The organism is Bradyrhizobium algeriense (assembly GCF_036924595.1).
GTDB lineage: Bacteria > Pseudomonadota > Alphaproteobacteria > Rhizobiales > Xanthobacteraceae > Bradyrhizobium > Bradyrhizobium algeriense.
On record NZ_JAZHRV010000001.1, the window covers coordinates 7048237 to 7063385 of the forward strand.

Genomic DNA, 15149 nt, shown 5'->3' on the forward strand with positions numbered 1-15149 from the left:
GACTTTGCCCCCGCTCGCAAAGCTTGGCAAAATCGGACTTAACGGGATCCCGGGCCTTGTCGGATTGCGCAAAAACCGCTATATACGCCCCAACTTATGGTTCTCATACGATCGCGTATTGAGAGTGGGCCCCCCGGGACCCGCTCTTTTTTATTACCTGAACGAGCCCGGCCCAGAAGGGCCTTAAAGGCGCGGTTCGGGGAACCGGCCGGACCGCCGGTTAAGGCCCGGCCTAAACCCATGCAAGCAAGACGCTTTTGACCCTGGACATGACCGATCCAACTGCTGGTTCCGTGGATGCCGAGTTGCTGGCCGAGCCCCGTCTCGTCGTCGAGCCGGGCGCCGCCGCGCGGGTATCGGCGGTGGCCGGACCGGTTTTGCAGGGAATGGGCTACCGGCTGGTCCGGATCAAGATTTCAGGCGAGGCCGGCTGCACGGTCCAGATCATGGCCGAACGGCCTGATGGTACGATGCAGATCGAGGATTGCGAGGCGATCTCGCGGGCGCTGTCGCCGGTGCTCGACGTCGCCGATCCGATCGACCGCGCCTACCGGCTGGAGATATCCTCGCCGGGCATCGATCGACCGCTGGTGCGCCGCTCCGATTTCGAGCGCTACGCCGGTCATCTCGTGAAGGTCGAGATGGCTGTCGCCCATCAGGGCCGCAAGCGTTTCCGTGGTACGCTCGGCGGCGTCGAAGGCGATGCCGTGCGGTTACATCGGGATGACATACGCGCGGGCGAAGATGCCGACGTGCTGCTGGTGATGGAAGACATTTCCGATGCGCGACTGGTTTTGACCGACGAATTGATTGCGGAATCGATGCGGCGCGGCAAGGCCGCCGAGCGCGAATTGAAACAGAATCTCGGGCTGGCGCCGCCACCGCCGCCGCACGCCAAAAAAAGCGACCCGGCCAGGAGCAGCAAGCCGAAGCCCAAGACCGGAAGCAAGACTGGCAAGAAGCTGGAGCCCAAAAAGCCCGAGCCGACCAATACCAAGAAACACCGCCTCGCCGCAGAAAGACTGCGCAGAGGCGACCTCGATCCTACCGAAGGAGACTAGGCTATGGCCGTCAGTGCCAACAAACTCGAACTGCTGCAGATCGCAGACGCGGTCGCCCGCGAAAAGTCGATCGACCGCGGGATCGTGATCGCTGCGATGGAAGACGCCATCGCCAAGGCGGCCCGCGCCCGTTACGGCAGCGAGACCGATGTTCACGCCGAGATCGACGCCAAGAAGGGTGAGCTGCGACTGTCGCGCCACATGCTTGTCGTCGAGCAGGTCGAGAACTCCTCGAACCAGATTTCGCTGGCGGACGCGCAGCGCGCCAACCCGGGCGCCCAGGTCGGCGACACTATCGCCGACACCCTGCCGCCGCTGGAATATGGCCGCATCGCCGCGCAATCCGCCAAGCAGGTGATTGTGCAGAAGGTCCGCGAAGCCGAGCGCGACCGGCAATACCAGGAATTCAAGGACCGCATCGGCGATATCGTCAACGGCGTCGTCAAGCGCGTCGAATACGGCAGCGTGATCGTCGATCTCGGCCGCGGTGAAGCCATCATCCGCCGCGACGAAATGCTGCCGCGCGAGGTGTTCCGCAACGGCGACCGCGTCCGCGCCTACATCTTCGATGTCCGCCGCGAAACCCGCGGACCGCAGATCTTCCTCTCCCGCACTCATCCGCAATTCATGGCCAAGCTGTTCGCGCAGGAAGTGCCTGAGATCTATGACGGCATCGTCGAGATCAAGGCGGTGGCCCGCGATCCCGGCTCGCGCGCGAAAATCGGCGTGATTTCGAGGGATTCCTCGGTGGATCCGGTCGGCGCCTGCGTCGGCATGCGCGGCTCGCGCGTGCAGGCCGTGGTGAACGAACTGCAGGGCGAGAAGATCGACATCATTCCGTGGTCGCCCGACATCGCGACCTTTGTCGTCAACGCGCTGGCGCCTGCCGAAGTCGCCAAGGTCGTGATCGACGAAGACCGCGAGCGGATCGAGGTCGTGGTCCCCGACACCAACAACCAGCTCTCGCTGGCGATCGGCCGCCGCGGCCAGAATGTCCGCCTTGCCTCGCAATTGACCGGCTGGGACATCGACATCCTCACCGAGCAGGAAGAATCCGAGCGCCGCCAGGCCGATTTCGAGAACTCGACCCGCGTCTTCATGGAAGCGCTGAACGTCGACGAGGTCGTTGGCCAATTGCTGGCGTCGGAAGGCTTTACCTCGGTCGAGGAACTCGCGCTGGTCGACGCCAAGGAACTGGCCGGCATCGAAGGCTTTGACGAAGAAACCGCCAACGAGCTGCAGAGCCGGGCGAGAGAATACCTGGAACAGCTCGAAACGGAGCTGGAAAACAAGCGTAAGGAGCTCGGCGTGGATGATGCTTTGAAGACGGTGTCCGGCGTGACCTCGAAGATGCTGGTCAAGTTCGGCGAGAACGACATCAAGTCCGTCGAGGATCTGGCGGGCTGTGCGACCGACGATCTTGTCGGCTGGACCGAGCGCAAGGAAGGCGGCGAGCCGACCAAGTTCCCCGGCATTCTCGACGCCAACGAGATCTCGCGCGACGATGCCGAGCGCATGATCATGCAGGCCCGCGTGATCGCCGGCTGGATCACCGAGGCCGAACTCGCCAAGCAATCCGAGGCGGCCGAGACCACCGAAGACCAGACGGCGTAATGCGGGTGTTCCGCAAAACCGAAAATCTTTTCTGCGCACAGACCGTGCGCAGATGACCGGAGCCACTAAACAGGCATGCTCGCTTTGGCTGACCCCGATCTCGACCATGGGCCGCGGACCGACAAGTCCGCGACCATGCGGATGTGCGCGGTCAGTCGCGAGGTCCGCCCGATCGACGAGCTGATCCGGTTTGTGGTCGCCCCGTCGGGCGACGTAATCCCCGATTTGAAGCGCAAGCTGCCCGGCCGTGGCCTGTGGATCCAGGCCTCGCGCCGGACCGTTGCGGAAGCGGTGCGGCGTCACCAGTTTAAGCGAGGGTTCAAGCGCGACGTTCGGGTTGCACCGACCCTTCCCGCCGATACCGAGGCCCTGCTGGAACGAAGCTGCACCGAGGCGCTGGCCATGGCGGCCAAGGCCGGGCAGGTCATTTCCGGCTTTGCCAAGGTCGAGGGCCTGCTCGAACAGGGCAGGGCCGGAGCCCTGATCCACGCTTCCGACGGCGCGGCCGACGGAATCCGCAAATTGGACGCTATCGCCGGGCAAAGGACCGGAAATATCGGTGAATCGCGGGGTTTACCGATCGTTACCGCTTTAACCTCGGCACAATTGGATTTGGCACTGGGCCGGTCAAATGTGATACATGCTGCGCTGCTCGCGGGCCCGGCGAGCAAAACGTTCCTGTCGCGCTGCCAGATCCTGGTTCGATACCGGATGGACGACGACGACAAGACCGGGGATGGCGGCCAGAAATTCTGACTGACGAAGATTGGTTCCGAAGCCTTGCTTCAATGACTGTGCGGATGCGCACAACGTAACGAGATTAGGACTGCTGAATGGTTGATACCAAAACGCCTGGCGACAAGACTCTGAGTGTTCCGACCAAGACCTTGACGCTGAAGCCGCGGGTCGAGACGGGCACCGTGCGCCAGAGCTTCAGCCATGGCCGGACCAAGCAGGTCGTGGTCGAGAAGCGTGGCAAGCGCCGCGTCGGCGGCGACGCGCCCGCCACCGAAACGCATGCGCCCGAGCCGGTCGCCGCCAAGCCGGCGCCCACTGCAAAGCCCCCCCTCTCCCGCCCCGCGGCAACGCCCGGCGCAGCGCGAAGCGGCTCCGGCGTGGTGCTTCGGACGCTAACGGAAGACGAGCGTTCGGCGCGCGCGAGCGCGCTGGCCGACGCCAAGGTGCGCGAAGTCGAGGAACGGCGGCTGGCCGAGGAAGAAGCCAAGCGCCGCGCCAGCCGTGAAGGCATCGAACAGGCCGAACGCGAAGCCGCCGAAGCCCGCCGCAAGGCCGAGGAAGAACGGCACCGGCTGGAAGAGGAAGCCAAGCGCAAGGCCGAAGTCGAAGCCAAGAAGCGATTTGGCGAGGCCGAGGCCAAGACCGCAACCGCGGCGACGACACCGGCACCCGCTGCAGCCCGACCGGCCGCAGCCCGCCCGGCTGGCGCCCGTCCGGCTACCGCGGCGGTACCACCCGCGCGCGCTCCCGGCGTTGCCGCCGATGGTTCCGACGAGGATGAAGGTCCGCGCCAGGTCCGTCGCGGCCCCGGCGGCGCCGTCCGTGCCGTGACGCCCCCGAAGACGACCCACAAGCCGGGTCCGCAGAAGGAACGCGGCCGCCTGACGCTGGTCACCGCGCTCAATGCCGACGACGTGCGCGAGCGTTCGATCGCCTCGTTCCGCCGCCGCACCCAGCGCCTGAAGGGCCACGCCGCGAACGAGCCGAAGGAAAAGCTTATTCGTGAAGTGGTGATCCCGGAAGCGATCACGATCCAGGAACTCGCCAACCGCATGTCGGAACGCGCGGTCGACGTCATCCGCCTGCTGATGAAGCAGGGCGCGATGCACAAGATCACCGACGTGATCGACGCCGACACCGCGCAGTTGATCACCGAGGAAATGGGCCATTCCGTCAAGCGCGTCGCCGCGTCCGACGTCGAAGAGGGCCTGTTCGACGTCGTCGACGATTCCACCGATACCGAGCCGCGCTCGCCGGTCGTCACCGTGATGGGCCATGTCGACCACGGCAAGACCTCGCTGCTCGACGCGCTTCGCCACGCCAACGTGGTGTCGGGCGAAGCCGGCGGCATCACCCAGCATATCGGCGCCTATCAGGTGACCTCGCCGGAAAGCGGCAAGAAGATCACCTTCATCGATACGCCCGGCCACGCCGCGTTCACCGCGATGCGCGCGCGCGGCGCCAAGGTCACCGATATCGTGATCCTGGTGGTGGCGGCCGATGACGGCGTCATGCCGCAGACGGTGGAAGCGATCAACCACGCCAAGGCGGCGAAGGTTCCGATGATCGTCGCGATCAACAAGATCGACAAGCCCGACGCCAAGCCGGAACGCGTGCGCACCGAACTGCTGCAGCACGAGGTTCAGGTCGAATCGTTCGGCGGCGAAGTCGTCGACGTCGAGGTTTCCGCCAAGAACAAGACCAATCTCGACAAGCTGCTCGAGATGATCGCGCTGCAGGCCGAACTGCTCGACCTCAAGACCAACTCGGAACGCCCCGCCGAAGGCACCGTGATCGAAGCCAAGCTCGATCGCGGCCGCGGTCCGGTCGCCACCGTGCTGGTGCAGCGCGGCACGCTCAAGGTCGGCGACATCATCGTGGCCGGCGCCGAGATGGGCCGCGTCCGCGCGCTGATTTCGGACCAGGGCGAGAACCTCGACGAGGCCGGACCTTCGGTGCCGGTCGAAGTGCTGGGCTTCAACGGCCCTCCGGAAGCCGGCGACCGCCTCGCCGTGGTCGAGAACGAAGCCCGCGCCCGCCAGGTCACGAGCTATCGCGCCCACCAGAAGCGCGAGAACGCCGCCGCCTCGATTTCCGGCATGCGCGGCTCGCTCGAGCAGATGATGTCGCAGCTCAAGACCGCGGGCCGCAAGGAATTCCCGCTGATCGTGAAAGCTGACGTGCAGGGCTCGCTCGAAGCCATTCTGGGTTCGCTGGAGAAACTCGGCACCGACGAAGTCGCAGCCCGCATCCTGCATGCGGGCGTCGGAGGCATCTCCGAATCCGACGTCACGCTGGCGGAAGGTTTCAACGCCGCGATCATCGGCTTCTCGGTGCGAGCCAACAAGGAAGCCGCGGCGGCCGCCAAGCGCAACGGCATCGAAATCCGCTACTACAACATCATCTACGATCTCGTCGATGACATCAAAAAGGCGATGTCCGGCCTGCTCGCGCCGACGTTGCGCGAAACCATGCTGGGCAATGCGCAGATCCTGGAAGTGTTCAACATTTCCAAGGTCGGCAAGGTCGCCGGCTGCCGCGTCACCGACGGCACCGTGGAACGCGGCGCCAATGTGCGCCTGATCCGCGACAACGTCGTCGTGCACGAAGGCAAGCTTTCGACGCTGAAGCGCTTCAAGGATGAAGTGAAGGAAGTGCAATCCGGCCAGGAATGCGGCATGGCGTTCGAAAATTACGGCGACATGCGTGTCGGCGACGTGATCGAGTGTTATCGCGTGGAGACCATCCAGCGCTCTCTGTAAGTCCAAGTCTTACGAAGAGCCTCGGATTTTATTGAAGTAAACCGTCATGCCCCGCCTTGTGCGCAATTGCGCATTGGGGCGGGGCATCCAGTAGTCAGCGCAATTAACTTCGGCCACGGAATGCTGGATCACCTGCCCATAAGGCGGGTGATGACGACAATTGGGATTTCCGACAATGCCTCGCCATCATACCAAGGGTTCCGCCCCCGGCGGCTCGCAACGGCAATTGCGCGTCGGCGAGACCGTGCGCCATGCCGTCGCCGATATTCTGTCGCAGGGTAACGTGCACGATCCCGACCTGGAAGGCCAAATCATCACCGTTCCCGAGGTGAGGATGTCGCCTGACCTGAAGCTTGCAACGATTTACGTGATGCCGCTCGGCGGCCGCGATACCGATGTCGTGCTCGCGGCGCTCGCGCGTAACAAAAAGTTCCTGCGCGGCGAGATCGCTCACCGCGTTAACCTGAAATTTGCCCCTGACCTTCGCTTTCGCGTCGACGAACGATTCGACGAAGCGGAACGGATCGAGAAATTACTGAGAACACCTGCGGTGCAAAGAGACCTCGCACCCGATTCGGACGACAAGTGATGATTATGCCCACCGCCAACGGCGGGATTGCGCAGCAAACTGCCGATTCGCAGGACACCGAAAAAAATATTTTTTCTAGTGAGTCGCATAGCGACGACCAAGGTCGCGCTAGCGACGCCGAACGTCGCGCCGGCGGCGACGACAAGGGTCGCGCTGGCGGCGACGACAAGGGTCGCGCTGGCGGCGACGGACCTCGCGCCGGCGACGGCGAGCGCCGCGCTGGCGACGGCGAGCGCCGCCTCGATGAAGGCCAGCGCCGCGGCAACAACGATCCACGCCGCACCAAGCAGCCGCGCCAGAACCACCAGCCGCGCCGCGACAAGCGCGACGTTCATGGCTGGGTAATTCTCGACAAGCCGATCGGCATGACCTCGACGCACGCGGTTGCCGTGCTCAAGCGCCTGTTCCAGGCCAGGCGCGCCGGCCATGCCGGCACGCTCGATCCTTTGGCGTCCGGCGGCCTGCCGATCGCGCTGGGCGAGGCCACCAAGACGGTTCCCTTCGTAATGGATGGCCGCAAGCGCTACCGCTTCACGGTGGCCTGGGGCGAGGAGCGCGATACCGACGATACCGAGGGCCGGGTGGTCAGGACCAGCGAGCTCCGGCCGCAGGCCGACGCGATCCGGGCCCTGCTGCCGCGCTTCACCGGCCTGATCGAGCAGATCCCGCCGCAATATTCCGCGATCAAGGTCCAGGGCGAGCGCGCCTATGACCTGGCGCGGGACGGCGAAACCGTCGAATTGAAGCCCCGCCCGGTCGAGATTCACGAACTAACCCTTGTAGAACATGGAGATAACGGCCAGTCCGTGTTCGAGGCGGAGTGCGGCAAGGGCACCTATGTCCGGGCCTTGGCCCGCGATATCGGCCGGATTCTGGGCTGTTTCGGCCATATCTGCGCGTTGCGGCGGACGCTGGTCGGCCCATTCCGCGAGACGGATATGATTCCGCTGGAAGAGTTGGAGGCTTTATGCAATAGAGCCGCGTCTGGCGAGGGAAGCCTCGCCGACGCGCTTTTGCCCGTTGAGACCGCGCTGGACGACATCCCGGCACTGGCCGTCACACGGGCTGATGCGGCAAGGCTCCACAGGGGCCAGGCCGTTTTGTTGCGCGGACGGGATGCGCCCAATAGTAGCGGCACAGTCTATGTCACGGTGGCAGGCCGGCTTCTGGCCCTCGCCGAAATTGGCAATGGCGAACTCATCCCCAAGCGCGTGTTCAACCTGACCGGACTGACTGCCAGTCCCGGTCGCAGCAACGAGAGAGTTTGACGATGTCGATTACCGCCGAACGCAAAGCGGAAGTCATCAAGACGAATGCCAACAAGGCCGGCGACACCGGTTCGCCCGAGGTTCAGGTTGCGATCCTGTCGGAACGCATCAACAATCTCACGGGCCACTTCAAGAGCCACGTGAAGGACCATCATTCACGCCGCGGCCTTTTGAAGCTCGTGCAGACGCGCCGCTCCCTTCTCGACTACATCAAGAGGAAGGACGAGGCGCGCTACAAGGCGTTGCTCGAAAAGCATAACATTCGTCGTTGATTTGAGAGAGTACGCGCGCTGTCTGCGCGCGTTTTCGCGTGATCTTCCGAACAAACGGACTCCGAATTTTTCGGAGACGATCATGCGCAAGAGCATCGTCCGATAAGGATCATGCTCGACAACGTCCAGCAGCAATCCGGCCGCTGGACAGGGCAAGGTGCCCGTGACTGCCGAGAGGATGGACGCCATCCGAAAGACAAAGACCATGGCAGGATCGCCGGACGCTGATCTCGTATTGCGATCAGCGTCCCGCAATCTTGCGCATGGTCTTTGTGTTTTTGGGCGCCGCTCTCTCGTGAACCGATGAAAGAAACCACTATGTTCAATAAGCATTCCGTCGAGATCGACTGGGGTGGACGTCCCCTCAAGCTGGAAACCGGCAAGATCGCCCGTCAGGCCGACGGCGCCGTGATCGCCACCTATGGCGAGACCGTCGTGCTCGCCACCGTTGTCGCCGCGAAGTCTCCGCGCGAAGGCGTCGACTTCCTGCCGCTGACCGTCGACTATCAGGAAAAGACCTACGCCGCGGGCCGCATTCCCGGCGGCTACTTCAAGCGCGAGGGACGTCCGACCGAAAAGGAGACGCTGGTCTCCCGCCTGATCGACCGCCCGATCCGGCCCTTGTTCGTCGACGGCTGGCGCAATGAAACCCAGGTGATCGTGACGACGTTGTCGCACGACATGGAAAACGATCCCGATATCCTGGCGCTGGTCGCCTCCTCGGCGGCGCTGACGATATCAGGCGCTCCCTTCAAGGGCCCGATCGGGGCTGCCCGCGTCGGCTTCATCAACGACGAGTATGTGCTCAACCCGACGCTCGACGAAATGGTCGAGACCCAGCTCGACCTGGTTGTCGCCGGCACTGCGGATGCCGTGCTGATGGTGGAATCGGAAGCCAAAGAGCTCAACGAAGACATCATGCTCGGCGCCGTGATGTTCGGCCACCGTCACTTCCAGCCGGTGATCAAGGCGATCATCGAACTGGCCGAGAAAGCCGCCAAGGAGCCGCGCGAAGTCAAGGTCGTCGACGAAAGCGCGCTTGAAAAGGAAATGCTCGGCCTGATCGAGCAGGAGCTGCGCGCAGCCTACGCCATTCCGATCAAGCAGGACCGGTACGCCGCGGTCGGCAAGGCCAAGGAAAAGGTGATGGCGCACTACTTCCCGGAAGGGCAGGAGCCGAAATACGACAAGCTGCGCATCGCCGCCGTGTTCAAGGAACTCGAATCCAAGATCGTTCGCTGGAACATCCTCGACACCGGCAAGCGCATCGACGGCCGCGACGCCAAGACGGTGCGCAACATCATCGCCGAAGTCGGCGTCTTGCCGCGCGCCCACGGTTCGGCGCTGTTCACCCGTGGTGAAACCCAGGCGATGGTCGTAACCACGCTCGGCACCGGCGAGGACGAGCAGTACATCGACGCGCTGTCGGGAACGTACAAAGAGACGTTCCTGCTGCACTACAACTTCCCTCCCTACTCGGTCGGTGAAACCGGACGCCTCGGTGGCACCAAGCGCCGCGAGATCGGCCACGGCAAGCTCGCCTGGCGCGCGATCCATCCCGTCCTGCCGCCGCACCACGAATTCCCCTACACGGTGCGCGTGGTCTCCGAGATCACCGAATCCAACGGCTCGTCGTCGATGGCCTCGGTGTGCGGCGCCTCGCTGGCGCTGATGGATGCGGGCGTTCCCTTGAAGCGGCCGACCGCGGGTATCGCGATGGGTCTCATTCTGGAAGGTTCGCGCTTTGCGGTTCTGTCCGACATTCTCGGTGACGAGGATCATCTCGGCGACATGGACTTCAAGGTGGCCGGCACCGACCAGGGCATCACCTCGCTGCAGATGGACATCAAGATCGAGGGCATCACCGAGGAGATCATGAAGGTCGCGCTCGGCCAGGCCAAGGACGGGCGTATCCACATCCTCGGCGAAATGTCCAAGGCGCTGACCAATGCCCGTGCCGAGCTCGGCGAATACGCGCCGCGCATCGAAACCTTCAAGATCGCCACCGACAAGATCCGTGAAGTGATCGGCACCGGCGGCAAGGTGATCCGCGAGATCGTCGAGAAGACCGGCGCCAAGGTCAACATCGAGGACGACGGCACCGTCAAGGTCGCCTCCAACGACGGCGAGGCGATGAAGGCCGCGATCAAGTGGATCAAGTCGATCGCCTCCGATCCGGAGATCGGCCAGATCTACGAAGGCACCGTGGTCAAGGTGATGGAGTTCGGCGCGTTCGTGAACTTCTTCGGCGCCAAGGACGGCCTCGTCCACATCAGCCAGCTCGCTTCGGCGCGCGTGCAGAAGACCTCCGACGTCGTCAAGGAAGGCGACAAGGTCAAGGTCAAGCTGCTCGGCTTCGACGACCGCGGCAAGACCCGGCTGTCGATGAAGGTGGTCGATCAGGCCACCGGCGAGGACCTCGAGGCCAAGCAGAAGGCTGAAGCGCCGCAGCGCGAAGCCGCCGGCGAGTAAGGCATCGCTGGAGCCCGGTTCTGATGGATCAGAACCGGGCTCCAGTCTTTCTTTGACGCGTTTTCTTCACGCGAACCGGTACCCACCCCCGTATCAAGTCCGAGGGCATGCTCGAAAACGCTCTAAAATGTGAACAAGGGGCGGCCGAAAGGCCGCCCTTTTTTGTTATCCGCCTGCGTTACATTGGGAGTATTGAGGCACCTGTGCGGTTCCGCCGCAGGGCGTGAGGACAGAAAACGAAACCCGATTCCGATAGTCACCCGTAGCTTGCCGCGCGCAGCGGCGTATGGCGTCCCGTTCACAGGTATCCAACCAATTGCCCACAGGTAAGGAGAAATCGATGTCATCCATATCCCGGCGCCAACTGATGTTTGCCGCAACCGGTGTCGCTGCCATGGCCGCGACCCCGCGCATCGTCTTCGCGCAGGCCGCGGCGCCCGCCCCGGCGCCTGCCGCCGCAACCGGCCCATTCACGCTGCCGCCGCTGACCTATCCGACCAATGCGTTCGAACCCCATATCGACGCCAAGACGATGGAAATCCATCACGGTAAGCACCACGCGGCCTATGTCGCCAACCTCAATAACGTCGCCAAGGCCAATCCGCAGTTGGGAACGGCGAAGATAGAGGACGTGCTCGGTAATCTGAATGCGCTGGACGACAGCATCAAATTCACCGTCCGCAACAATCTCGGCGGCCACGCCAACCACACCATGTTCTGGGAGATCATGGGCCCGAACGGCGGAAAGCCGGAGGGCGAGGTGCTGGCCGCGATCGACAAGGATCTCGGCGGCATGGAAAAATTCCAGAACGACTTCAACGCCGCCGGCGGTCGCCAGTTCGGTTCGGGCTGGGTGTTCGTCACCGTAGCCAAGGACGGCAAGCTCGCGATCGAGACCCGCCCGAACCAGGACAACCCGATGATGGACGGCAAGCGCGCTTTGATGGGCAACGACGTCTGGGAGCACGCTTACTATCTGAACTACCAGAACCGCCGCGCCGATTACCTCAAGGCGTGGTGGAATACGGTGAACTGGGCCAAGATCGCCGAGCGCTATGCGGCGGCGAAGGCCGGCACGCTCGGCGCGTAAGCGCGATCTGACAAGCAAAAACGAAAAGGGCGACCTCGCGGCCGCCCTTTTTTACTTTCATCGCGATCGATGATCGCCCGCGATGCGATCAGGCGATGTCGAATCGATCGAGGTTCATCACCTTGGTCCATGCCGCCACAAAATCCCTGGCGAACTTCTCCTTCGAGTCCGTGCACGCATAGACTTCCGCGAAGGCGCGGAGCTGCGCCTGCGAACCGAAGATGAGGTCGACGCGGGTGCCGGTCCACTTGACCGCATTCGTCTTGCGGTCGCGGCCCTCATACGCGCCGTCGGAGCCGGCGGGCTGCCATTGCGTGCCCATGTCGAGCAGGTTGACGAAGAAGTCGTTCGTCAGCGTGCCCGGCTGCTTGGTAAACACGCCGTGCTTGGATCCGCCGGCGTTCGCGCCGAGGACGCGCAGGCCGCCGACGAGAACCGTCATCTCGGGCCCCGTCAGCCGCAGCAATTGCGCCCGGTCCACCAGCGCCTCTTCAGGCGCCATGAACTGATGCTTCTTGTCGCTGACAAAGTTGCGGAAGCCGTCGGCACGCGGCTCGAGCGGAGCGAAGGACTCGACGTCGGTTTGATCCTGCGACGCGTCCATGCGCCCCGGCGTGAAGGGCACCTTCACGTCGACGCCGGCGTCCTTGGCAGCTTTCTCGACCGCCGCACAGCCGCCGAGAACGATCAGGTCGGCAAGCGAAACCTTCTTGCCGAACTCCTTCTGGATCGCTTCGAGCGTCGAGAGCACCGTCTTGAGCTCGGCCGGCTGGTTGACCTCCCAGTCCTTCTGCGGGCTAAGACGAATGCGCGCACCATTCGCGCCGCCACGCTTGTCGGAGCCGCGGAACGTCGACGCCGACGCCCATGCGGTCGAGACAAGCTGCGACACTGACAGGCCGGAGCCGAGAATCTTCGCCTTCAGCGCGGCGATATCAGCCTCGCCGATCAGCGGATGATCCACCGCCGGGATCGGGTCCTGCCAGATCAGCGTTTCCTTCGGCACCAGCGGGCCGAGGTAGCGCGCGATCGGGCCCATGTCGCGGTGCGTGAGCTTGAACCAGGCGCGTGCGAACGCGTCGGCGAACTGGTCCGGATGCTCGTAGAAGCGCCGCGAGATCTTCTCGTAGGCCGGATCGAAGCGCAGCGACAGGTCGGTCGTCAGCATGGTCGGCACATGCTTCTTCGACTTGTCGTAGGCGTCCGGGATCGTGGCTTCCGCGCCTTTCGCCTTCCACTGCTTGGCGCCGGCCGGGCTCTGGGTCAGCTCCCATTCGTTTTCGAACAGGTTCTTGAAGAATAGATTGCTCCACTTGGTCGGCGTCTGCACCCAGGTGACTTCCGGGCCGCCGGTGATCGCGTCGGCTCCGACTCCCGTGCCATACTTGCTCTTCCAGCCGAGGCCCTGGTCCTCCAGCGCACCGCTTTCCGGGTCGGGTCCTACCAGCGACGGGTCGCCGGCGCCGTGGGTCTTGCCGAAGGAGTGGCCGCCGGCAATCAGGGCGACGGTCTCCTCGTCGTTCATCGCCATGCGGAAGAACGTTTCGCGGATGTCCTTGGCTGCCGCGAGCGGGTCCGGATTGCCGTTCGGCCCTTCCGGGTTGACGTAGATCAGGCCCATCTGCACGGCGCCGAGCGGCTCCGCGAGCTGACGTTCGCCGCTGTAGCGCTCGTCGCCGAGCCACGTGCCTTCAGGCCCCCAGAACAGCTCTTCGGGCTCCCAGACGTCGGCGCGGCCGCCGGCGAAGCCGAAGGTCTTGAAGCCCATCGATTCGAGGGCGACGTTGCCGGCGAGAATCATCAGGTCGGCCCACGAGAGTTTCCGGCCGTATTTCTGCTTGATCGGCCACAATAGCCGGCGCGCCTTGTCGAGGTTGGCGTTGTCAGGCCAGCTATTGAGCGGCGCAAAGCGCTGCTGACCCGCACCCGCACCACCGCGGCCATCCGTGATGCGGTAGGTGCCCGCGCTGTGCCACGCCATGCGGATCATCAGGCCACCATAATGACCGAAATCGGCCGGCCACCATTCCTGCGATTCCGTCATCAAGGCGTGCAGGTCCTTGATCACGGCGTTGAGGTCGAGGGTCTTGAATTCCTTGGCGTAGTCGAACGCCTCGCCCATTGGATCGGACAGAGTGGAATTGCGGTGGAGAATCGAAACGTCCAGCGCGTCCGGCCACCAGTCGCGGTTCTTAGGTCCGCGCGAGCCCGTGAACGGGCATTTGGTTTTGTCATCCATGGTCGTCTCCTGGGGTGGTCCCTGTTCAGATTGGAGGCAATCTAAGCACCGCATCCCATCAGGTAAAGTTGATTTTAATGATCGAACCGATAAGATGTTCTGATGATCCAGATGACGCTCAGACAGCTTCGCTACTTCGACGCGCTGGCACGTCACGGCCATTTCGGACGCGCGGCGGAGGCGTGTTCCATCTCGCAGCCGGCGCTGTCGATGCAGATCAAGGAAATGGAGGAAACCCTCGGCGGCGTGCTGCTGGAGCGAAGCGCACGGCAGGTCACGCTGACGAAATTCGGCGAGGAGATCGTCCAGCGCGTCCGCGAGATCCTGCGATCGGTCGATGAACTCGGCGATTTTGCACGCGCATCGCGGGACCGGCTCGCGGGCCGGCTGCGCATCGGCATGATCCCGACGATTGCACCCTATCTGCTGCCGAAGGTGATCGAGAACCTCGCGCGGATGCATCCGGAACTCGACATTCACGTTCGCGAGACGCTGACGCCGAGGCTGATCAAGGAGGTGGTCGAAGGGCGGCTGGATACGGCGATCGTGGCGCTACCGGTATCCGAGCCTTCGCTGACCGAAGTCGTGTGTTTTTCTGAAAACTTCCTGCTGGTGCGGCCGGGTGAGGACGAGGGAACGCCGGTGCCGAGCCACGAGACGCTGCGCGAGATGCGCCTTTTGCTGCTCGAAGAGGGACATTGCTTCCGCGATCAGGCGCTGTCGTTCTGCAACATGCAGTCGCCGCCACGCGAAGTGCTGGACGCGAGCTCGCTGTCGACGCTCGTTCAAATGGTCGGCGCCGGCATCGGCGTCACCCTGATCCCGGAAATGGCGGTCACGGTGGAAACACGCTCGGCGGCGGTCTCCGTCGCGCGCTTCAGCAATCCGCAGCCGTCGCGAACCATCGGCATGGTGTGGCGCAAGACGAGTCCGCTCGCCGCACAGCTCCAACAGATCTCCGAAGTGGTTTGTCTCGCCGCCGACGCGCTGCGCGAACAGCGCAAGGCAAAGCCGCCATCGCGGAAATGAAATCACGGGCGTGAC

At 63.6% G+C, this 15149-nt stretch carries 11 protein-coding genes; 10 read left to right on the forward strand and 1 reads right to left on the reverse strand.

What is annotated here, in order from left to right; translation table 11 throughout:
- Nucleotides 1-269 precede the first annotated feature (269 nt).
- The 9 genes from rimP (at nucleotide 270) to V1286_RS33930 (ending at nucleotide 11866) form a co-directional block, all read left to right on the forward strand.
- On the forward strand, nucleotides 270-1061 hold the full coding sequence (rimP, locus tag V1286_RS33890; RefSeq protein WP_334487390.1) for a ribosome maturation factor RimP: 792 nt from the start codon (nucleotides 270-272) through the stop codon (nucleotides 1059-1061).
- Nucleotides 1062-1064: 3 nt separating this feature from the next.
- Nucleotides 1065-2675 (forward strand): transcription termination factor NusA, encoded by a 1611-nt coding sequence (nusA, locus tag V1286_RS33895; protein ID WP_334487392.1) that lies wholly within the window; start codon nucleotides 1065-1067, stop codon nucleotides 2673-2675.
- 75 nt (nucleotides 2676-2750) lie between these two features.
- Nucleotides 2751-3431, forward strand: coding sequence for an RNA-binding protein (locus V1286_RS33900; protein ID WP_334487394.1), 681 nt, complete (start codon nucleotides 2751-2753; stop codon nucleotides 3429-3431).
- Between the two features lie 77 nt (nucleotides 3432-3508).
- A complete protein-coding gene (gene infB / locus V1286_RS33905; protein ID WP_334487396.1) occupies nucleotides 3509-6175 on the forward strand; it encodes a translation initiation factor IF-2 in 2667 nt (888 codons plus the stop codon).
- 175 nt (nucleotides 6176-6350) lie between these two features.
- Nucleotides 6351-6764, forward strand: coding sequence for a 30S ribosome-binding factor RbfA (gene rbfA, locus V1286_RS33910; RefSeq protein WP_108512660.1), 414 nt, complete (start codon nucleotides 6351-6353; stop codon nucleotides 6762-6764).
- Nucleotides 6764-8032, forward strand: a complete 1269-nt coding sequence (gene truB, locus V1286_RS33915; protein ID WP_334487399.1) for a tRNA pseudouridine(55) synthase TruB — start codon at nucleotides 6764-6766, stop codon at nucleotides 8030-8032. Before rbfA ends, truB begins: the two co-directional genes overlap by 1 nt.
- A 2-nt stretch (nucleotides 8033-8034) precedes the next feature.
- A complete protein-coding gene (gene rpsO / locus V1286_RS33920) occupies nucleotides 8035-8304 on the forward strand; it encodes a 30S ribosomal protein S15 (protein WP_108512662.1) in 270 nt (89 codons plus the stop codon).
- 318 nt (nucleotides 8305-8622) lie between these two features.
- Nucleotides 8623-10776, forward strand: coding sequence for a polyribonucleotide nucleotidyltransferase (gene pnp, locus V1286_RS33925; protein ID WP_334487403.1), 2154 nt, complete (start codon nucleotides 8623-8625; stop codon nucleotides 10774-10776).
- Nucleotides 10777-11116: 340 nt separating this feature from the next.
- Nucleotides 11117-11866, forward strand: a complete 750-nt coding sequence (locus V1286_RS33930) for a superoxide dismutase (RefSeq protein WP_334487405.1) — start codon at nucleotides 11117-11119, stop codon at nucleotides 11864-11866.
- An 88-nt stretch (nucleotides 11867-11954) separates the two neighbouring features.
- On the opposite strand, the gene katG is transcribed toward V1286_RS33930, so the two are convergent.
- Complete coding sequence (gene katG / locus V1286_RS33935; RefSeq protein ID WP_334487407.1) at nucleotides 11955-14105, reverse strand: catalase/peroxidase HPI; 2151 nt, start codon at nucleotides 14103-14105, stop codon at nucleotides 11955-11957.
- Nucleotides 14106-14207: 102 nt separating this feature from the next.
- Between katG and V1286_RS33940 the strand changes: the two genes are divergently transcribed.
- A complete protein-coding gene (locus tag V1286_RS33940) occupies nucleotides 14208-15134 on the forward strand; it encodes a LysR substrate-binding domain-containing protein (RefSeq protein ID WP_334487410.1) in 927 nt (308 codons plus the stop codon).
- Nucleotides 15135-15149: the final 15 nt, after the last annotated feature.

Coding starts and splice junctions, on each gene's coding strand:
- rimP (WP_334487390.1), top strand. CDS start 270: ATGACCGATCCAACTGCTGGTTCCGTGGATGCCGAGTTGCTGGCCGAG.
- nusA (WP_334487392.1), top strand. CDS start 1,065: ATGGCCGTCAGTGCCAACAAACTCGAACTGCTGCAGATCGCAGACGCG.
- V1286_RS33900 (WP_334487394.1), top strand. CDS start 2,751: ATGCTCGCTTTGGCTGACCCCGATCTCGACCATGGGCCGCGGACCGAC.
- infB (WP_334487396.1), top strand. CDS start 3,509: ATGGTTGATACCAAAACGCCTGGCGACAAGACTCTGAGTGTTCCGACC.
- rbfA (WP_108512660.1), top strand. CDS start 6,351: ATGCCTCGCCATCATACCAAGGGTTCCGCCCCCGGCGGCTCGCAACGG.
- truB (WP_334487399.1), top strand. CDS start 6,764: ATGATTATGCCCACCGCCAACGGCGGGATTGCGCAGCAAACTGCCGAT.
- rpsO (WP_108512662.1), top strand. CDS start 8,035: ATGTCGATTACCGCCGAACGCAAAGCGGAAGTCATCAAGACGAATGCC.
- pnp (WP_334487403.1), top strand. CDS start 8,623: ATGTTCAATAAGCATTCCGTCGAGATCGACTGGGGTGGACGTCCCCTC.
- V1286_RS33930 (WP_334487405.1), top strand. CDS start 11,117: ATGTCATCCATATCCCGGCGCCAACTGATGTTTGCCGCAACCGGTGTC.
- katG (WP_334487407.1), bottom strand. CDS start 14,105: ATGGATGACAAAACCAAATGCCCGTTCACGGGCTCGCGCGGACCTAAG.
- V1286_RS33940 (WP_334487410.1), top strand. CDS start 14,208: ATGATCCAGATGACGCTCAGACAGCTTCGCTACTTCGACGCGCTGGCA.